The sequence below is a fragment of the Brachybacterium sp. SGAir0954 genome (assembly GCF_005490785.1).
GTDB classification, from domain to species: Bacteria; Actinomycetota; Actinomycetes; order Actinomycetales; family Dermabacteraceae; genus Brachybacterium; species Brachybacterium rhamnosum.
The window spans coordinates 1,927,370-1,946,090 of record NZ_CP027295.1; the positions used below are offsets into that span (position 1 = coordinate 1,927,370).

At 72.5% G+C, this 18,721-nt stretch carries 19 protein-coding genes and 1 other RNA gene; 15 read left to right on the top strand and 5 right to left on the bottom strand.

Annotated features, from left to right (window positions below):
- Window positions 1–91 precede the first annotated feature (91 nt).
- The 4 genes from C1N80_RS08675 to C1N80_RS08690 all read right to left on the bottom strand — a co-directional run bounded on the left by C1N80_RS08675 (window position 92) and on the right by C1N80_RS08690 (window position 4,178).
- Window positions 92–820, bottom strand: coding sequence for a response regulator transcription factor (locus C1N80_RS08675; RefSeq protein ID WP_137770394.1), 729 nt, complete (start codon window positions 818–820; stop codon window positions 92–94).
- The gene (locus tag C1N80_RS08680; RefSeq protein ID WP_137770395.1) at window positions 817–2,160 is read right to left on the bottom strand and encodes a sensor histidine kinase; all 1,344 of its coding nucleotides are present in this window, start codon (window positions 2,158–2,160) and stop codon (window positions 817–819) included. The genes C1N80_RS08675 and C1N80_RS08680 overlap by 4 nt, the downstream gene beginning before the upstream one ends.
- Before the next feature lie 79 nt (window positions 2,161–2,239).
- On the bottom strand, window positions 2,240–2,989 hold the full coding sequence (locus tag C1N80_RS08685; RefSeq protein WP_137770396.1) for an SOS response-associated peptidase: 750 nt from the start codon (window positions 2,987–2,989) through the stop codon (window positions 2,240–2,242).
- A 1-nt stretch (window position 2,990) separates the two neighbouring features.
- On the bottom strand, window positions 2,991–4,178 hold the full coding sequence (locus C1N80_RS08690) for a YihY/virulence factor BrkB family protein (RefSeq protein WP_168198070.1): 1,188 nt from the start codon (window positions 4,176–4,178) through the stop codon (window positions 2,991–2,993).
- 218 nt (window positions 4,179–4,396) lie between these two features.
- Here C1N80_RS08690 and C1N80_RS08695 point away from each other — a divergent pair, with 218 nt between their 5' ends.
- The 13 genes from C1N80_RS08695 (at window position 4,397) to smpB (ending at window position 15,903) form a co-directional block, all read left to right on the top strand.
- Complete coding sequence (locus C1N80_RS08695) at window positions 4,397–5,623, top strand: CpaF family protein (RefSeq protein ID WP_137770397.1); 1,227 nt, start codon at window positions 4,397–4,399, stop codon at window positions 5,621–5,623.
- On the top strand, window positions 5,620–6,492 hold the full coding sequence (locus C1N80_RS08700; RefSeq protein WP_137770398.1) for a type II secretion system F family protein: 873 nt from the start codon (window positions 5,620–5,622) through the stop codon (window positions 6,490–6,492). The genes C1N80_RS08695 and C1N80_RS08700 overlap by 4 nt, the downstream gene beginning before the upstream one ends.
- Window positions 6,489–7,433 carry a type II secretion system F family protein gene (locus tag C1N80_RS08705; RefSeq protein WP_137770399.1) on the top strand — a complete coding sequence of 315 codons (945 nt, stop codon included), beginning with the start codon at window positions 6,489–6,491 and terminating at the stop codon, window positions 7,431–7,433. The genes C1N80_RS08700 and C1N80_RS08705 overlap by 4 nt, the downstream gene beginning before the upstream one ends.
- 79 nt (window positions 7,434–7,512) lie before the next feature.
- On the top strand, window positions 7,513–7,740 hold the full coding sequence (locus C1N80_RS08710) for a hypothetical protein (protein WP_137770400.1): 228 nt from the start codon (window positions 7,513–7,515) through the stop codon (window positions 7,738–7,740).
- Between the two features lie 58 nt (window positions 7,741–7,798).
- Window positions 7,799–8,290, top strand: coding sequence for a TadE/TadG family type IV pilus assembly protein (locus C1N80_RS08715; RefSeq protein WP_137770401.1), 492 nt, complete (start codon window positions 7,799–7,801; stop codon window positions 8,288–8,290).
- Window positions 8,287–8,820 carry a hypothetical protein gene (locus C1N80_RS08720; protein WP_240811067.1) on the top strand — a complete coding sequence of 178 codons (534 nt, stop codon included), beginning with the start codon at window positions 8,287–8,289 and terminating at the stop codon, window positions 8,818–8,820. The genes C1N80_RS08715 and C1N80_RS08720 overlap by 4 nt, the downstream gene beginning before the upstream one ends.
- 5 nt (window positions 8,821–8,825) lie before the next feature.
- On the top strand, window positions 8,826–9,317 hold the full coding sequence (locus C1N80_RS08725) for a pilus assembly protein TadG-related protein (protein WP_240811068.1): 492 nt from the start codon (window positions 8,826–8,828) through the stop codon (window positions 9,315–9,317).
- 247 nt (window positions 9,318–9,564) lie between these two features.
- Window positions 9,565–10,752: a glycerate kinase gene (locus C1N80_RS08730; RefSeq protein ID WP_137770403.1), complete on the top strand. Its 1,188-nt coding sequence runs from the start codon at window positions 9,565–9,567 to the stop codon at window positions 10,750–10,752.
- Between the two features lie 11 nt (window positions 10,753–10,763).
- Complete coding sequence (gene prfB, locus C1N80_RS08735) at window positions 10,764–11,879, top strand: peptide chain release factor 2 (protein ID WP_137770404.1); 1,116 nt, start codon at window positions 10,764–10,766, stop codon at window positions 11,877–11,879.
- 178 nt (window positions 11,880–12,057) lie between these two features.
- Window positions 12,058–13,011, top strand: a complete 954-nt coding sequence (ftsE, locus tag C1N80_RS08740) for a cell division ATP-binding protein FtsE (protein WP_137770405.1) — start codon at window positions 12,058–12,060, stop codon at window positions 13,009–13,011.
- Window positions 13,008–13,925 carry a permease-like cell division protein FtsX gene (gene ftsX / locus C1N80_RS08745; protein ID WP_137770406.1) on the top strand — a complete coding sequence of 306 codons (918 nt, stop codon included), beginning with the start codon at window positions 13,008–13,010 and terminating at the stop codon, window positions 13,923–13,925. The genes ftsE and ftsX overlap by 4 nt, the downstream gene beginning before the upstream one ends.
- Before the next feature lie 2 nt (window positions 13,926–13,927).
- Window positions 13,928–15,232: a murein hydrolase activator EnvC gene (locus C1N80_RS08750; RefSeq protein ID WP_137770407.1), complete on the top strand. Its 1,305-nt coding sequence runs from the start codon at window positions 13,928–13,930 to the stop codon at window positions 15,230–15,232.
- A 167-nt stretch (window positions 15,233–15,399) separates the two neighbouring features.
- Window positions 15,400–15,903, top strand: coding sequence for an SsrA-binding protein SmpB (smpB, locus tag C1N80_RS08755; protein WP_137770408.1), 504 nt, complete (start codon window positions 15,400–15,402; stop codon window positions 15,901–15,903).
- A gap of 6 nt (window positions 15,904–15,909) precedes the next feature.
- Here smpB and C1N80_RS08760 read toward each other — a convergent pair whose 3' ends face one another.
- Entirely contained in the window at window positions 15,910–16,473 is a 564-nt protein-coding gene (locus C1N80_RS08760) for a hypothetical protein (protein ID WP_137770409.1), read from the bottom strand.
- 215 nt (window positions 16,474–16,688) lie between these two features.
- On the opposite strand from C1N80_RS08760, the gene ssrA reads away from it, so the two are divergent.
- Together ssrA and C1N80_RS08770 are read left to right on the top strand one after the other, a co-directional pair.
- Window positions 16,689–17,060: a transfer-messenger RNA gene (ssrA, locus tag C1N80_RS08765) on the top strand.
- 291 nt (window positions 17,061–17,351) lie between these two features.
- Window positions 17,352–18,698, top strand: coding sequence for an MFS transporter (locus C1N80_RS08770; RefSeq protein WP_137770410.1), 1,347 nt, complete (start codon window positions 17,352–17,354; stop codon window positions 18,696–18,698).
- Window positions 18,699–18,721: the final 23 nt, after the last annotated feature.

An 18,721-nucleotide genomic window follows, 5' to 3' on the forward strand; every position in this document is an offset into this window, starting at 1 on the left:
CTCGTCGATCCTCGCCCGCGCCGGGCACCCCGGGCATCCGTCCACGGGCCCCGCGCCCTCCACCGCGGGAGGGGGAAGGACGCCCCCGATGTCATACCGAGGGCGGAGCCCCGCCCTCCCCGGGCGTCACGAGCCCGGTCTCGAAGGCGATGATGACGGCCTGCACGCGGTCCCGTGCGCCGATCTTCGCGAGGACGCGCCCCACATGGGTCTTGACGGTGGCCTCGGCGACGAAGAGCTGGGCGCCGATCTCCTGGTTCGAGCAGCCGCGGCCCATGAGCACGAGCACCTCCCGCTCACGGTCCGTGAGCGCGTCGAGCACGGAGGTGTCGCGCTGCTGGGGCTCGGGGGTGCTCACGACCCGCTCGAGCAGGCGGCGCGTCGCCGAGGGGGCGATGACGGCGTCGCCGCGGTGGACGGTGCGGATCGCGGCGAGGAGGTCCTCGGGCTGGGCGTCCTTGAGCAGGAAGCCGCTCGCCCCGGCGCGGATCGCGGAGACGACGTACTCGTCGAGGTCGAAGGTGGTCAGGACGATGACCTTGGGGGCGCGGTCCGGCGGGGACTGCTCGAGGATGCGCGCGGTGGCCTCGATGCCGTCCATCCGCGGCATGCGCACGTCCATGAGCACCACGTCGACCCGGTGGGCGCGCAGCTGCTCGACCGCCTCGGCGCCGTCGGAGGCCTGGACGGTGACCTCGAGGTCGTCCTGCGTGCCGATCACCATCGCGAAGCCCGCCCGGACGAGGGGCTGGTCGTCGACGAGGGCGACGCGCAGGGGGCGGCCGCCGGTGGCGTCGGGGGAGGAGGCGGGAGTGCTCACGGGAGTGTCCTCTCGGGATGGGGCGGGACGTTCGGTGACGGCGGGGCCGACGGGGCCGCGGGAGCCGACGAGGAGCTCGAGGGCGGCGACGACGTCGGGGCCGATGGCGAGGTCGATGCGGGGGCGCCGAGGGGGATCCGGGCGAGCACCCGGAAGCCGTGCCCGGGCAGCGGGCCCGCCTGCAGCGTCCCGCCGAGCACGCTCATGCGCTCGCGCATGCCGGTGATGCCGTGGCCCTGCCCGTCGGAGGCCGGATCGGTGCCCTGGCCGTCGTCGATCACCTCGACCTCGAGGCCCCCGGCGGAGCGCCGCACGCGCACGGCCGCCGTCGCCCGTGGGCCCGCGTGCTTGAGCGTGTTCGTCAGCGCCTCCTGCACGAGACGGAACAGGGAGGTGCCGACGGACCGGGGGAGGTCGTCCAGGCGCCCGTCCACGTGCAGGTCGACGTCGAGTCCTGCCGTGCGCACCCGGGCCACGAGCTCCTGCAGCATCTCGGGACCCGGCTGGGGGCCGTAGCTCGTCTCGTCGTCCTGGCGCAGCACGCCGAGCAGCGAGCGCATGTCCGCGAGGGCGGAGCGGCCCGTGTCGGCGATCGTCGCGAGGACGTCCGCCGCCTGCTCCGGGCGCACCGAGGCGACGTAGCGTCCGCCGTCGGCCTGCGCGATGATCACGGAGAGGGAATGGGCGACGACGTCGTGCATCTCCCGGGCGATGCGGCTGCGCTCGCCGGCGACCGCGAGGGCGGTGCGCTGCTCCCGCTCCCGCTCCGCCTGCTCCGCGCGCTCGGCGACGAGCCGCATCTGCTGGACGCGGGCGCGCTGGAGGTTCGCGAGCGCCCAGACGGCGACGAGCACCACGGTCCCCGCGAACAGCAGCCCTATGAGGGTCACGAGCGCCTCGAGCGGGGAGGACGAGCCGCTCAGCAGCGCGTGGAGCGCCCAGTACGCCGATTGGACGAGCGCGCCGACGACGCCCGCGACGATGCCGAGGGCGTGGACGAGCGGGCGGCCGTAGGCGATCGCGCAGAACATCGCGTAGAAGGTCAGCGCGTCGCCGAGGACCACGGGCACGAGCGGCATGTGGAGCAGCGCGAACGCGGCCATGAGCGCGACGCCGAGCCCCGGGCGGGTGCGGCACACGGCGGCCGCGCCGAGCATGGGCAGGGTCGCCGGCAGCCACCAGCCCCAGGCGCCGGTGAGCAGCGTGAAGCCCAGGAGGGCGACGGCCGCCGCACCGAAGACGGCGGAGTCCACCGTGCCCGGATGGTCGATGACCCAGCGGAAGGGGTCCCGGCGGCCGCGCTCGGGGCGCACCGGTGCCGGGTGGCTCGAAGGGGTCATGTCCGGAAGCGTAGGGGCCGGCGCCGCCCGCGGTCGTCATCCTGCGGGCGGAGGGCGCCTCCGCCCGGGGTCGGGCGGGTCAGAGCAGCCGCTCCTCGGGCTCGATCAGCTCGGGGCCGTCGTTGCCGACCTTCCCGACGGCGGGGCGGACCTCGCGCAGCTCGAGCGTCGCATCGTCCAGGAGGTGGGCGTCGTCGCGGATCCAGGCGGCCGCGTCGTGCCGGTCGTCCATCGACGTGTCCAGCCAGGCGTCCACCGCGTCGCGGCGCAGCATGACGGGGGTGCGGTCGTGGATGCGGGCGAGCTCCCCGGTCGCCTCGCGGGTGATGATCGTGGCGCTGAGCAGGAAGGTGCCGTCCTCGCTGGCCGCAGGGCCCTCGTGATGGCCCGGGCCCTTCCACCAGGAGACGAGCGCGGCCATGTACAGGCGCGAGCCGTCCTGCGGGGTGATGAAGTACGGCTGCTTCCTGGAGCGCCCGCCCTCGCCGCGCACCCATTCGTAGTAGCCGTCCATCGGGACGATCGCCCGGTAGCGGCCCAGGCTCCCGCGGAAGCTCGGCTTCTCCTCGATCGTCTCCCGGCGCGCGTTGAAGGTGCGCGAGGAGAACGCCTCGTCCTTCGCGAAGGGCGGCAGCAGGCCCCAGCGGGCGACCCGGAGGGCGCGCACCACCTCACCGGACTCCTTGTCCACCGACTCCGTGACCACGTGGATGGGGGCGGTGGGCGGCACGTTCCAGCGCCGGCGCAGCTCGCCGTCCGTGAGGTCCACGGCGTCGAGGTCGTCGAGCAGCGGATCGATCTCCTGGTAGAAGGCGAAGCGACCGCACATGTCAGGAGTCCTTGGACCCGGTCTCGTCCGTCCCAGCGCCCTCGCCGCCGGCGGCGCCTTCCCCGCTCGCGTCGCGCGGGGTCAGGCGGTACTCCTCGGAGGTGTAGGAGTCGGCGTCGCGGTGGAGGTTCCGCAGGCGGATGTCGCGGCCCTCGTCCACGAGCTTCTCGTGCTTGGACTCCGCCTTCTCCGCGCCCTTCTCGCCGCGCAGCGGGAGGGCGAGGCCGTCCTCCGCGGGGCGCCCGGCCTCGAGCTCGCGGGCGCGCTCGAACTCGGCGTCGACCTCCGCGCCGATCAGCACCACGATGTTCATGATCCACAGGGCGAACAGGACGGCCATGATGCCGCCGATCGCGCCGTAGCTCGAGTAGCTCGCGAAGGTGGACATGTAGATCGAGACGGCGACCGCGGCGACGGCCACGCCGATGATCGCGACGACGCCGCCGGGGGAGATGAGGCGGAACGGCTTCTCGACGTTCGGGGCACCCCAGTAGAGCAGCGAGATGAGCGCGAAGGCGAGCAGCAGGATGACCGGCCACTTCGCCCACGCCCAGATCGGCAGGAAGGAATCCATGAGGAAGGTGAGCACGCCGCCCGCGCCGATCGTGTCCGCGATCGGGCCCAGCACACCCTGCACGATCGTCTCGTTGAGCAGGATCGAGATCAGCACGAGCAGGATGCCGAGCACGAGCGCCGCGGTGAGGGCGAGCATCCCGCCGTTCAGGCGGATCGGGCCGCGGCCCTCGGGCACCTCGTAGATGTCGTTGGCGACGCGGCCGAAGGCCTTCACGTACGCGGAGGCGGACCACAGCGCGGTCGCGATACCGATGATGAGCGCGATCGTGCCGCCGCTCGCGGAGCCCATGAGCGAGTCGACCGTGGACTTCACCGCCTCGTCGGCGCCCAGTCCGCTGCCGCCGGCCGCGCTGTTGATCGCGTCGACGAGGAGCTGGGAGATCTGGTCCTTGATGCTCGAGAGCAGCAGGGTCGCGAGGGAGAAGACGGCCAGCAGGGTCGGCGCGATGGACAGCACCATGAAGTAGGTCAGCTTCGCGGCCTGATCGGTGCCGCCGTCCCGGGAGAACTCCGAGAGGACCCGCTTGGCCATGTACTTCAGCGTGGGCCGGCTGAGCCGGGGGGAGGAGTCGAGCTCGCCGTTCGAGCCGGGCGATGCGGAGGACAGTGCCATGGACGTGCTCCTGACGGGACGGGGCGCGCGGCGGCGCCACGGTGTGTCACCTGCACCGACATCCTTGCACGAATGGAGTCTGGGAGAGTTGTCCACATTCCCGGGGAGCGGCGAGCGGGCGGGGCGCCGCGCTTCTTACAGTGACCGGCGAGGAACGACGTGGGACCGACCGAGGGGTCGGCACCGCCCGCGATCGTGGGACCACCGAGGGGAGTGGGATGGACGCCGCCACCATCATCGAGGCCGAGTCGCGGGAGCTGATCCGCCGCCGCGGCCTCGATGCGCGCGCCGACGGGCTCGAGCCGCTCATCCGCGAGGTCGTCACCGACTACGACCGCCGCGCGGCCGGCGGCGCCGTGCCCACCGTGCGTGACACGGACCTCGTGGTCGCGGAGGTCGCGGCGAGGATCGGCGGCTTCGGGCCCCTCCAGGACCTGCTGGACGACCCGGGCGTCGAGGAGATCTGGGTCAACTCGCCTACCCAGATCTTCTGCGCCCGCAACGGGCGCAGCGAGCTCACCACGATCGTCATGACGGACGACGAGGTGCGCGGGGTCGTCGAGCGGATGCTCGTGAGCTCCGGGCGCCGGCTCGACCTCAGCACCCCCTTCGTGGACGCCCTCCTGCCGGACGGCTCCCGCCTCCACGTGGTCATCCCCTCGGTCACCCGGCGCCACGCCTCCGTCAACATCCGCAAGTTCGTCGCCAAGGCCCACGACCTCGAGGGCATGGTGCAGCTCGGCTCGCTCACCACGCAGGCCGCGGCCTTCCTCGACGCCGCCGTCGCCGCCGGTCTCAACGTCATCGTCAGCGGCGCGACCGGCGCCGGGAAGACGACCTTCCTGCGCTGCCTCGCCCAGTCCGTCGGGCCCCGCGAGCGCGTCGTCACGATCGAGGAGGTCTTCGAGCTCGCGCTGCCGCTGCGGGACGTGGTCGCCCTCCAGACCCGCCAGGCGAACCTCGAGGGCACCGGCGAGATCTCCATGCGGCGCCTCGTGAAGGAGGCGCTGCGCATGCGCCCCAGCCGCATCGTCGTGGGGGAGGTGCGCGAGGCGGAGGCACTGGACATGCTCATCGCCCTCAACAGCGGCCTTCCCGGGCTCTGCACCCTGCACGCGAACTCCGCGCGGGAAGCGGTCGCGAAGCTCTGCACGCTGCCGCTGCTCGCCGGGGAGAACGTCGCGAGCCGCTTCGTCGTCCCCACCGTCGCGAGCGCGATCGACATCGTCGTCCACCTCGACATGTTCGCCGACGGCCGCCGGCGGGTCCGCGAGATCGTGGGCCTCTCCGGGCGCGTCGAGGACGAGGTCATCGAGGTCTCCGACCTCTTCAGCGTCCAGGGCGACCGCCTCGTCCGCGGCGACGGGCACCCGCCGCACCCCGACCGCTTCGCCCGTGCCGGCGTCGACCTCCGCGGGATCCTTGCGCCCGGGGAGGCGGCATGATCGACGGCGCCTTCGTCGGCCTCGTGCTGGGCCTCGGGCTGCTCGCGATCTGGTGGTCGCTGTGGGAGCAGGAGGGGTCCGCCGTGCGCCGCGGCCGGATCGGCGAGGTTCTCGACCGGCTCCGCGATGACCTCGTCGTCGTCGGCCTCGGGACGGTCCCGCCGATCGCGGTCCCCCTGCTGAGTGCCGGCCTCGGGCTGGTGGTCGCCGCGGCGCTGTGGGCGGTCTCCGGCGCGGTGGTCCCCTCGGTCACGATCGGCACCGCCTCGAGCGGCCTCCCGGTCCTGCTGCTGCGCTCCGCCGCGCGGCGTCGCGCCACCGCCCTGCGCGAGGTGTGGCCGGAGGCCGTCGACCACATCAACTCCGCCATCCGGGCGGGGCTCTCGCTGCCCGAGGCCCTCGTCCAACTCAGCCGCAAGGGCCCCGAGCAGCTGCGTCCCGCGTTCACCGAGTTCGGGCGGGACTACCAGGCCAGCGGTGACTTCGCGGCGAGCCTGGACCGGCTCAAGGTGCGCCTCGCGGATCCCGTCGGCGACCGCATCGTCGAGGCCCTGCGCATCACCCGCGACGTGGGCGGCACCGACCTGGGCGCGCTGCTGCGCACCCTCTCCGCCTTCCTGCGGGAGGACGCCCGCACCCGCTCGGAGATCGAGGCGCGCCAGTCCTGGACCGTGAACGCCGCGCGCCTCGCCCTCGTCGCCCCGTGGCTCGTGCTGGCCCTCATGGCGACGCGGCCCGAGGCCGCGCAGGCCTACGACTCGAGCGCGGGGCTCGTGATGATCCTCGGCGGCGCCGTCGTCTCCGTGATCGCCTACCGCGTCATGCTCGTCATCGCGCGGCTCCCTCAGGACGAGCGGGTGCTGCGATGACCGGGCCGAGCACCGTCGTCGCGGGAGCCCTGGTGGGCCTCATGCTCGGCGTCGGGCTGGTCCTCATCAGCGGGTTCCTTCCCTGGCTGCGACGCCGCGACCTCGCCGCGCGCGTCGACCCGTACCTGCGCCGCGCCGCGGGCAGCGCCCTGCTCGACGCCTCGCCCTCCTCCAGCCGCGCCCGCCTCGTGGTCGAGAACCTCCTGGGCCCCGTCGCCCAGCACGCGCTCGGCCTGCTCGAGCGGCTCACGGGAGGCGCGGAGCAGCTCGAGAAGCGGCTGCGCCTCGCGGGTCGGCGCAGCAGCGTGGACTCCTTCCGCATCGAGCAGGTGGTGTTCAGTGCGATCGGACTCGTGATCGGGCTCGGCGTCGCGCTCGCCGCGATCGGCCTGCGCGGGACGAGCCCCCTCATGGGTCTGCTCATCGTCGCGATCGGTGTGGTCCTCGGGGTCCTCCTGCGCGACTACCTGCTGACCATGGAGATCAAGCGCCGCGCCTCGCGCATGGCCCGGGAGTTCCCCACCGTCGCCGATCTCCTCGCGCTCGCCGTCGCGGCCGGCGAGAGCCCCATCGGGGCGATGGAGCGGGTCGCCCGCTCCTCGACCGGTGCGCTGCCGGACGAGTTCGCGGCGACCGTCGCGGACATCCACGCCGGGACCGGCGTCGCCCCGGCGCTCGCGGCGCTCGGCACGCGCACCCCGCTCACGGCACTCGCCCGGTTCGGTGAGGGCGTCTCCGTCGCCATCGAGCGCGGCACCCCGCTCGCGGACGTGCTCCGCGCCCAGGCGCAGGACGCGCGGGAGTCCGCCAAGCGGGACCTCATGGAGACCGCCGGCCGCCGTGAGGTGGTCATGCTCGTCCCCGTCGTGTTCCTGGTCCTGCCGCTCGTCATCGTCTTCGCGATCTTCCCCGGCCTCGCCGTCCTGGAGATCGCGCTGTGAGGCGCTCCGCGCCGTCCTGTCCCACCCCGCCCCACCGTCCCTGCATCGCACGCACACCGAATCGTCCGAGGAGGACACCATGACCGTGCACCGCACCCACCTCGCCCGCCCGAAGCCGCCGGTCCACCGCCGGCTGCTCGCCGCTCTCGCCTCCCGCCTCGGCTCCGAGCGCGGGGACGTCCCCGGCTGGGTCCTCATCACCCTGATGACCGCCGGGATCGTCATCGCCCTGTGGGCCGTGGCGAGCGACCAGATCGTGCAGATCTTCGAGAACGCGATGGCGCCGTTCCTCGGCGGCTCGCTCTGAGCTGTCCCGGCCCGTCCTGACACCCCGCACGACCAGACCGGAGAGGAGGTCCTCGTCGATGACGCGTCCATCAGACCTGTCCCCGGCGTCTCGTCCGGCGCCGCGCCCGACGGCGGTGGCGACGGCGACCGGAGCCTCCGCACGCGCACGGTCGACCCGCCTCGACCGACTGCGGGACCGGCTCGCCTCGGAACGGGGCTCCGCCGTCGCCGAGTTCCCGATGGTCGCGGCGCTGATCATCGTCATCGCCCTCACGATCGTGCAGGCGGCGATGCTGCTGCACACGCGCAACACGCTCACCGACGCGGCCGTCCAGGGCGCGCACCGGGCGGCGCTCGTGGGCGCCACCCCGGAGGACGGTGCGCTTCGGGCGGAGCGGCTGATCGCCGAGCGCTTCGGCTCCGGATACGACGCGCATGCCGTGGCCTCCCAGGACGCCGACGGCCTCGTGACCGTCGAGGTCGAGGCGACGCTCCCGCTCGTGGGATTGCTGGGTCCCGAGGCCTCCCTGCACGTCGAGGGGCGCGCCCTGGACGAGGAGTCCTGGTGAGCGGGCGGCCGGTCCCGCGACGGCGGCGGGGACCCGGCGCCGAGCTCCGCCTCGCCACTGGCCGCCACCTCCCGGCGGGCGCGCGGCGCGGCGTCCGGACCGCCGGGCCCGCGGGGGAGGACGGCAACGCCCTCGTGGAGTTCGTCGTGCTCGGCGTCGCGCTCCTGATCCCGACCCTGTACCTCGTGCTGACCCTCGGCTCGGTGCAGTCCGCGGTGTTCGCGGCGGACGTCGTCGCCCGCGACGCCGCCCGCATCCACGCCGTCGAGGAGGATCCGGGCACGGCCCGGGACCGCGCCGCCCGGCACACCCGGCTCGTGCTCGAGGACTTCGGCCTCGAGGCCCAGGACGTCGTGACGATCTCCTGCACCGAGGATCCCTGCTCGACCCCCGGCGGCCTCGTCACCGCGCAGGTGCGGATCCCCGTGCCGGTGCCGGGCCTCGGACCCTTCCTCGGCGGTGGGGGACCGGTCGCCGTGAGCGCTACCCATGCCGTGCCCGTGGACCGCTATCGGGCGCCGAACGGATGAGCGCCGTGCCCCGTCCCGTGCATCGCGCCCGCCCCCACGGTCCCGGACCGCGCTCCCTGCGCGCGGCGATCCGCGCGAGCGACGGATCGATGACCGTCCTCACCACCGGGGTGCTCGTCGTGATCCTGCTGGTGATGGCCGTGGGCGCCGCGATCACCGGGATGCACCTCGAGCGCAACGAGCTGCAGTCCGCGGCCGACTCGATCGCGCTCGCCGCTGCCCAGGGAGTGGACATGGAGGAGATCTACACGGCCGGCGACTCCTCCCCGATCACGGAGTCCTCGGCCCGGGCCGCCGCGGAGGAGCAGCTCTCCCGCTACCCGCTGGACACCACCCGCACCCACGACATCGGGCTCGACGAGGTGAGCGTGGAGGCGGATGGCACCGTGCGCATCGTCCTCTCCGCGCGCACGGACCCGCCGCTGGCCGGATGGTTCACGCGCGGGAGCGGCACCTCGATCCCGCTCCATGTCGAGGGCGAGTCGCGCGCCCGCTGATCGGGACGGGCGCACCCGCCCGCCGACCCCGGCACCGACCGATGGGCAGGATGCGCGCGCCCGGCTCACGCCCCTCCCGACCCGTGGCCGCACGTCGACCCCGGTGAGCGCCGTCGACTAGCGTGCGTGCAGCACGCGCCGCAGAGCCGCCGCCCGCAGCGCCCGTCCCGCCCGCACCACCCGGAGACCCGCCGATGACGCCGTCGCACCCGAGAACCGCTCCTTCCCCGCACCCGGGAGCCTCGGCATGACGGCCGTCCTGCTCGCCCCGGACAAGTTCAAGGGCTCCCTCACCGCCGCGCAGGTCGCGGCCGCCCTCGCCCGCGGGATCACGGCGACATCTCCCGGAGCCTCGCTCGCGAGCTGCCCGATCGCGGACGGCGGCGACGGCACGGTCGACGCCGCGATCGCCGCCGGCGCCGAGGAGCGCACGACGTGGATCACCGGGCCCACGGGCGAGCCGCGCGAGGGGACCTGGGCCCTCGACGGGGACGTCGCCGTGCTCGAGCTCGCGAGCGCCGTGGGCCTCGCGGCGCTCCCGGGCGGGCACCTCGCCCCGCGCGCCGCCTCGACCCGCGGGCTCGGGGAGCTGATCCACGCGGCCGTCGGCGCCGGAGCCCGCACGATCGTCGTGGGTCTCGGCGGGAGCGCCTCGACCGATGCCGGCGCGGGACTGCTCCAGGCCCTCGGCGCGGGACTGCTCACCGCCGGCGGCGAGCCGATCGCCCCGGGTCTCGCCGGGCTCGAGCAGCTCGCGCAGGCGGACGTCGCCCCGGCCCTCGCCGCCCTCGACGGCGTGACCCTGATCGCCGCGAACGACGTCGCGAACCCCCTGCTCGGCCCCGAGGGCGCGGCCGCGGTGTACGGCCCGCAGAAGGGCCTGGACGAGGACGGTGTGCGCGAGGCGGAGGCGATCCTCACGAGCGCGGCCGCGCTCCTGGACTCCGAGGGTGGGCACGCGCGCGCCGCTGGCGCCGGGGCTGCCGGGGGGACCGGCTTCGCCCTGCTGCTGCTCGGGGCGACCCAGCGCTCCGGGGCGGACGTCGTCCTCGAGCTCGCCGGCTTCGACCAGCGCCTCGCCGGCGCCGATCTCGTGGTGACGGGGGAGGGGAAGCTCGACGAGCAGACCCTGCACGGCAAGGGGCCCGCGGAGGTCGCCCGCCGCGCCGTCGCCGCCGGGATCCCGGTGTGGGCGGTCGCGGGCGCCGTCACCCTCGGCGCGGAACAGCTCGAGCAGGCCGGGATCAGTCGTGCCCTGGACCTCGTCTCCCGCGCGGGCGGCGTCGAGGACGCGATCGCCCGCGGCGAGGAGCTGCTGGAGGCGATCGGGCAGGAGATCGGGCAGGCGATCGAGGCGGGTCACGTCCGTGAGATGGGACGCCCCGCGGCCGCCGCTCCCGGCGATCCCGCAGGCCCGCCCGCGACCCTGCCGTAGACTCCCTCCTCGTGGCTTCCATCGACTTCTCCGAAGAGATCCCCCATCTGCGCTCGACGCTCTCGTCGATCGAGCAGGTGACGGACATCGACGCCCTCGACGAGAAGATCGCGGGGCTCGAGAAGCAGGCCTCCGCGCCGGATCTCTGGGACGACGTCGAGAACGCCCAGAAGGTCTCCGCCGCCCTCTCCCACGCGCAGGCCGAGCGCCGCCGCATCTCCGAGCTGGACAGCCGCATCGAGGACCTCGAGGTCATGGTGGAGCTCGCCGCGGAGGAGGACGACGAGGACACCCTCGCCGAGGCGGAGTCCGAGTACCGCTCGATCAAGAAGTCCCTCGACGAGCTCGAGGTGCGCACCCTGCTCGCCGGCGAGTACGACGAGCGCAACGCGGTCGTGACGATCCGCGCGGGCGCCGGCGGCGTCGACGCGGCGGACTTCGCCGAGATGCTCCTGCGCATGTACGTGCGCTGGGCGGAGCGCCACGGCTACCCGACCAAGATCATGGACACCTCCTACGCGGAGGAGGCGGGCCTGAAGTCAGTCACCTTCGAGGTCTCCGCGCCCTTCGCCTACGGCACCCTCTCCGTCGAGGGCGGCACCCACCGCCTCGTGCGCATCAGCCCCTTCGACAACCAGGGCCGCCGCCAGACCTCCTTCGCGGCGGTCGAGGTCATCCCGCTCATCGAGTCCACCGACTCCGTGGAGATCCCGGAGAACGAGCTCAAGGTGGACGTGTTCCGCTCCTCGGGCCCCGGCGGCCAGAGCGTCAACACGACCGACTCGGCCGTGCGCATGACCCACCTCCCCACCGGCATCGTGGTCTCGATGCAGGACGAGAAGTCGCAGATCCAGAACCGCGCCGCGGCGCTGCGGGTCATGCAGTCCCGCCTGCTGCTGCTGAAGAAGGCCGAGGAGGCCGCGGAGCGCAAGGAGCTCGCGGGTGACGTGAAGGCCAGCTGGGGCGACCAGATGCGCTCCTACGTGCTGAACCCGTACCAGATGGTCAAGGACCTCCGCACCGAGTACCAGGAGGGCAACCCCTCCTCGGTGTTCGACGGCGAGATCGACGAGTTCATCGACGCCGGCATCCGCTGGCGCGCCGGGCAGAACCGCTCCGAGGACTGATCCCCGGGGCGGACCACCCCGCCGCCCGCCGCTCCTGCGGGCCGCCGCGCCTCCGCCCCGATCAGGTTTGACCAGGTCTTGACCTCGATCCGGGCGGGCCGTGCGGCGCGCCGCCCCGCGCGCCTTCTACCCTGGAACGGCACGACGCCCCCGATGTGACAGGCACCGATCCCCTCCCGTGATCCGTTTCGACAACGTCACCAAGACGTACCTGCGCGGTCAGAGCCCCGCGGTGGAGAACCTCGACATCGAGTTCGCCCGCGGGGAGTTCGTGTTCCTCGTCGGCGCCTCCGGCTCGGGGAAGTCCACCCTCATGCGGATGGTCCTCAAGGAGGTCGCGCCCACGCGCGGCTCCGTCCACGTGGCCGGCAAGGACCTCGCCCGGATCCCCTCGTGGCGCGTGCCTGCGCTGCGCCGCGACATCGGCATGGTGTTCCAGGACTTCCGGCTCCTGCCCTCGAAGACGGCCTACCAGAACATCGAGTTCGCGCTCGCGGTGATCGGCACGCCCCGCAAGGTGGTGCGGCGCCTGGTCCCCGAGATGCTCGAGATGGTGGGCCTGGAGGACAAGGGCCGCCGCCTCCCGCACGAGCTCTCCGGCGGTGAGCAGCAGCGCGTCGCGATCGCCCGCGCCTACGTCAACCGGCCCTCGATCCTGCTGGCCGACGAGCCCACCGGCAACCTCGACCCGGCCACCGCGGAGGGCATCCTGGACCTGCTCGCCGAGATCAACGAGCGCGGGACGACGGTCGTCATGGCCACACACGACCGCGCCGCCGTGAACCGCATGCGCCGCCGCGTCGTCGAGATGGTGGGTGGCGTGGTCGTGCGCGACGAGGAGGGCGGCGGCTACGAGTCCGCCGTCGAGGACAGCGTCATCTCGGGCCATGCGGAGGACGGCGAGTCGGTGACCGCCGCCGGCACCGCCGACCCGGCCGATCCCACGCGGCCGTCGGACCCGACGCCCGCTCCCGACGGCGCCGAGAGCGCCGATCGCGCCGGCCGTGATCACGTCGACGAGGTCCGAGCCTCCGAGGACGTCCTCGAGGAGGACCTCATCGACGAGCGCGAGGCCCAGCACCTGGACGCCGACGACGCCGCCTTCGCCGAGGACGAGGAGGACCACCGATGAGGGCGCGCTACATCCTCGGGGAGATCCTCACCGGGCTCTGGCGCAACGTCGCCATGGTGATCTCCGTGGTCATCGTGACCGCCGTGTCCCTCTCCTTCGTGGGCGCCGGTCTGCTGATGCAGAAGCAGATCATGGACATGAAGTCCACGCTCGTCGAGCAGTCGCAGGTGACGATCTACCTGTGCTCCCCGCACTCGACCGCCGCCTCGTGCGCCGGGGGAGCGGCGAGCGACGCCCAGATCGAGGAGGTGCGCACCGCCCTCGAGGGCGACGTGCTCTCCCCGTACGTCGAGTCCTACGAGGAGCGGTCGCAGGAGGAGGCGCTGGAGATCTACCAGGACCAGTTCTCCGGCGAGGGATTCGTCTCGAACTTCACCGCCGCGGACATGCCCGTCTCCTTCCACCTCACGCTCAAGGACGCGGAGCAGTCCGCTGCGGTCGTGGAGTTCTTCCAGGGCAGGGACGGCGTCGACGAGGTCACCGATCTCCTGAGCGCCTTCGCCCCGTTCATCGACGTGCTGAACCAGTCCACGCTCTTCGCCCTCGGGCTCGCGGTGCTCATGCTCATCGCGGCCGCGCTGCTGGTCGCCACCACGATCCGCATGTCCGTCGCGGGCAGGCGGCGGGAGATCGCGATCATGCGCCTCGTGGGCGCGTCCAACGTCTTCATCCGTGCCCCGTTCCTGCTCGAGGGGGCGGTCGCCGCGATCATCGGCGGCGTCATCGCCTCGGGCATGCTCTGGCTGGGCCTGCACTACATCGTCGAGGACTGGCTGACACCGACCCTCGGCGCGGAGCTCATCACCATCACGACCGGGGACCTGCTGTGGGCCGCGCCGATCCTCGTGGTCCTCGGCGCCGTGCTCGCGATCGGCGCCTCCGTGGTGTCCCTGAACCGCTACCTGAAGGTGTGAGCATGAGGCCCTCCGCGCTGCGCCGCCCGCTGACCGTGCTCGCCGCAGCGGCCCTGCTCATGGGGCCGCTGCTCACCGCACCGGCGGCCCTCGCCGAGGGCTCCAAGGACGACAAGATCGCCGAGCGCGCCTCGGTCGACCAGCAGCTCGAGGACCTCCGCATCGAGCTGAGCGACGTCGACGACGACCTCGCCCAGACCTACCTCGACCTCGCGGAGACCGAGCTGCTGATCCCGCAGGCGCAGCAGGATCTCGACGACGCCCAGGCGGAGCTCGAGGCGGCGCGCCAGGAGGACCAGCAGACCGGTGACCGGCTCGAGGCGGCTCAGGAGGAGGAGCATGAGCTCTCCGGCGAGGTCGACACCGGGCAGCAGGAGGTCGACTCCTCCGACGATGAGCTCAAGCAGGTCGCGATCGAGGCCTACAAGGGCGGCGGGCTGCCCAGCCCGGCGAGCGTGTACCTCGACAGCGCGACCCCGCAGGACGCGGTGGACCGCTCGATGAACTATCGCCTCACCCTGGCCTCCCAGGGCAGTCGTCTGGACTCGCTGCGCACCGATCAGGCGCTCACCGAGAACTCCGCGGACCGCCTCACCGCCGTGCGCGAGGAGATCGACGACCTCAAGCAGCAGTCCGAGGACGCCGTCCAGCGCACGGAGGACGCGGAGCAGAAGGCCTCCGACGCGAAGTCCTCCCTCGACGACCTCTACGCCCAGCAGACCCAGCAGCGCGACGACCTCGAGGCGAAGAAGAAGAAGTACCAGGACCAGGAGGGCGATCTCGAGGACCGCGGCGGCACGCTCGACGACGAGATCGCCGAGCTCGCCCGCCAGGAGAAGGAGCGCGAGCAGGCGGCCGCCGCGTCCACCCCGGCGCCCTCGGGTGGGGACACCGGCGGCTCGAGCTCCGCGAAGGGCGGCTGGATCCGGCCCGTGGAATCGCGCATGAACTCGAACTTCGGATGGCGCTACCACCCGATCTACCACACGCGGAAGCTGCACGCGGGCGTCGATTTCCCGGTCGCCTGCGGCACCCCCGTGAAGGCCGCGCACGACGGGCGCGTCCTCGCGACGACCTCCAACCACAGCGCCGGCAACAAGCTGATCCTCAGCCACGGCATCTCCGGCGGCAAGGTCATCACGACCTCGTACCACCACCTGCAGAGCTTCGCGGTGAGCACGGGACAGTCGGTCAAGGCCGGGCAGACCGTCGCCTACGTCGGCACGACCGGATCCTCGACGGGCTGCCATCTGCACTTCGAGGTGCACGAGGACGGCAACGCCGTGGACCCCGCCGGCTACGTGTGACCGTCCGCCCCGTACGCGGCGGCCCGGGGTAGGCCGGCGGCGGGTGGTGACGTCCGCCCAGGGCGCAGGAAAACGGCTCGTCGCACGGCGCGTCGCCGCGTAGGCTGGGGTGTCCGTCCGCCGCACGAAGGGTGCGGCACACCGCGGGCGAGCGACAGGAGGACTCCATGGCGAAGAAGACCGACAAGGGCCGGGCGGCGACCGACGACGGCCCCGTCAAGAAGCTCATCGCCTCCAACAAGCGCGCCCGCCACGACTACTTCATCGACGACACCTGGGAAGCGGGCATCGTGCTGACCGGCACCGAGGTGAAGTCGCTGCGCGACCGCGGCGCCTCGCTGGTCGACGGCTACTGCTTCATCGAGGGCGGCGAGGTGTGGATGGAGGCCGTCCACATCGCCCCGTACGTCAAGGGCACGTGGACCAACCACGCCGCGCGCCGCAAGCGCAAGCTCCTCCTGCACAAGCGGGAGATCCTCAAGCTCGCCGGCAAGTCCAGCGAGAAGGGCTACACGATCGTGCCGCTCGAGATCTACTTCCTCGGCTCCCACGCGAAGGTCAGCATCGGCCTCGCGCGCGGCAAGAAGGAATGGGACAAGCGGCAGACCCTCCGCGAGCAGCAGGACATGCGCGAGGCGCAGCGCGCCATGCGCCAGCGCGAGCTGGTCTGACGCCGCTCAGAGGCCGAGCTCGAGGCGACGCACCGCGCGGCGGCTCGCGTCCACGAGGTCCTCGTCGTCCGCGGCGAGGTGCTCCCGCATCATGAGCGCGCGCCGGGCGTCCTCGAGCGCGCTCGTGCGCAGCCGCTCCGCCGCCCTGGGTCGCTCCCGGCCGAGCTCCGCCCGCGCATGCTCGAAGCGGCTGAGCGCCCGCTGGTGGAACACCGCGGCGAGCACGGAGAGCGAGGAGGGCGTCGTCGGGTCCTCGAGACCGGTCTCCTCGGCGGCGAGGTCGAACTGCTCGTCCGCCGGGAGGAAGGCGCCCTGCCACTGCAGCACCTGCGCGTAGCGGGCGCGGCGCACGGCCCGCACGAGCGGGGGCAGTGCCGTGTCCTCGAGCCCTCGCCGGCCGGCGGCGGCCGCCTCGTCGAGCCGGCCCAGCATCCGCAGATAGGCGACGGTCCGCGGATCCTCGGGGTGCGCATCGCACCACGCGGCGAGGGTGGCGGGATCCTCGACCACCTCGCGCAGGGTGGACTCGTCGATGGTCACCGGTACGCCCTCGGCGAGGAATCCGCTCATCGCCGCATCATCCCGCCGCGGGCGCCGCGAGGTCCAGGGTGAGCCGCTTCGCCGTGAGCTGACGGATATCCGCTGGGCAGCGAGGCCGAGGGGGAGTAGACTCGTCCTCGCTCCCGGGGACCGCGTGCGGCTGCCGGGGACGGGTTGCTTGACAACAGAAGAGTGAGTGCAGGGACGGCCCGAGGGCCGTCACCTACGTGCTGCAACCCACGCAAGGGGACGATCGGTTTCGACGGTAGTTGTCCTGCGAGGGGAAGCGGGCCGAGAACCCGGAGTCAACTCGTTAATGTCCTCCGGAAACCCATAAGTGCCGAAACCAAGCGCACTGACTTCGCTCTCGCTGCCTGATTCAGCGTGAGCAGTCTGGAACCCCGGGCTTGCTCCTGACCCGGATCGTTCCATCATCAAAGGAGCCACTGCTGCCGACCTTCGTCATCGAGGTCGGGTGAACACCTCAGAGTGACTGAGTCCGTCGACGACGTGTCCGTGTGATCGTCGGGACTGAGAAAACGCCTTCACGGACTGCGCCCGGAGAAGCCCTGGCTTCGCACTATCGGACGCGGGTTCGATTCCCGCCGTCTCCACGACTGCACTCACCGACGAAGGCCCCTCACCTGCGCAGCCGCGCGGGGGAGGGGCCTTTCTCGTGCCCGCAGGTCGTCGAGGAGAGGCCTTCGCAGGCGCTCCGAGGGCCCGCCGGAGTTGCCGGGAGTTGCCCCTGGCAAGGGTTGGCAACGGATGCAGGGAGGACTGCAACGAGCCCCAGGATCGGCGCCGGGGCCGTACCGCAGAGGCCTCGTTCTCCCGCGCAGCAGTCGAAGCCGCGGCCACCGCGGCCCGCCGCCGGCGCTCCACGCGGCCCATGAAAGGAGACATCGATGTCTCAGCTCCACGACACCGCCGAGCTCACCGGCTCCGGCGCCCCGACCCCCAGCCGCGGCGCGCCCGGCGCGGCCCCGCCCGGGCGCGGTCGCACGGTCGCCGCGCTCGGCTTCTCGCAGGCCGTCGACAACTCCGAGTCCGGCCTCATCAACGTCTTCTTCCCGCTGATCCGCACGGCCTTCGGCCTCGACTACGGCGCGCTCGGCATGCTCACCGCGATCCCGCGCCTCGCGCGCATGCTCTTCGGCCCGTTCTGGGCGATGATGGCGGACCGCTTCGGCCGCAAGAGGATCCTCTTCCTCGTCACGGGTGTCTGGGGCCTGTGGACGGTGCTCGCGGGCTTCGCCCCCAACTACACCGTGCTCGTGGTGCTCTTCGCGATCTCCGCGATCGGCACCGTCGCCTCGGAGCCGATCCTCAACGGCCTGCTTCCGGACATCTTCGCGAAGTCGGAGCGCGGGAAGGCCTACGGGCTCGTGCGCGGGATCGGCGGCGGCGTCGGCATCGTCATGGGCCCGGCGATCGGCATGTTCGGCGCGAACCCCGACGGCTGGCGCTACGCAATGTGGGCCATGGGCGGCGTCTCCATCCTCTCCGGCATCCTCATCCTGCTGTGGGTGCCGAGCACCCGCGGCGTCTCCTCCGCGCTCATCAGCGCGGACCCCGATTCCGGCACCTTCTCCTTCTCCGACGCGCTGAAGCTGTTCCGGATCCCGACCATCGCGCTCACGGTCGCGATGATCCCCCTCGTGACCTCGGTGGCCGTGATCCCGTTCTTCTCGACGTTCCTGGTCGACGTGCGTCACTACTCGGTGCCCGAGTCGACGGTCATCATGGCCGTGTACTCGCTGGGCACGATGTTCTCCGCGTTCCTGGGCGGCTACCTGGGGGACCTCTTCGACAAGCGCTTCGGGGCGAAGGGCCGGGTCATGCTCATGCAGATCTACCTGGTCACCTTCGCGATCACCGTCGCGCTCACCACCCAGCTGCCCTTCGAGAACCGTCCGTTCGTGTACGGCTCGGCGCTCGTGATGGGTCTCGTGTTCTCGATCGGGTTCTCCGGCTGCGTGCTGCCGATGATCTCCACCGTCGTCCCGCTGCAGCTGAGCGCCACCGCCTTCGCGTTCCTGTTCTCCTTCGTCCAGGGCGGCATCGCGGCGCTGTTCTCGATGTTCGCCGGCAACATCGCCGACGCGATCGGCCTGGGCGGCACCTTCCTGTGGTTCATGACGGTGCCCTACCTGCTGAACGCCGTCCTGTGGTTCGGCTTCTACAAGGTGTACCCGCGGGACCGCGCCAAGCAGGACGCCCGCACCGCCGCGGTGCTCGACGGCGCGATCTGATCCCTCGCCCGTCGGAGGGAGCA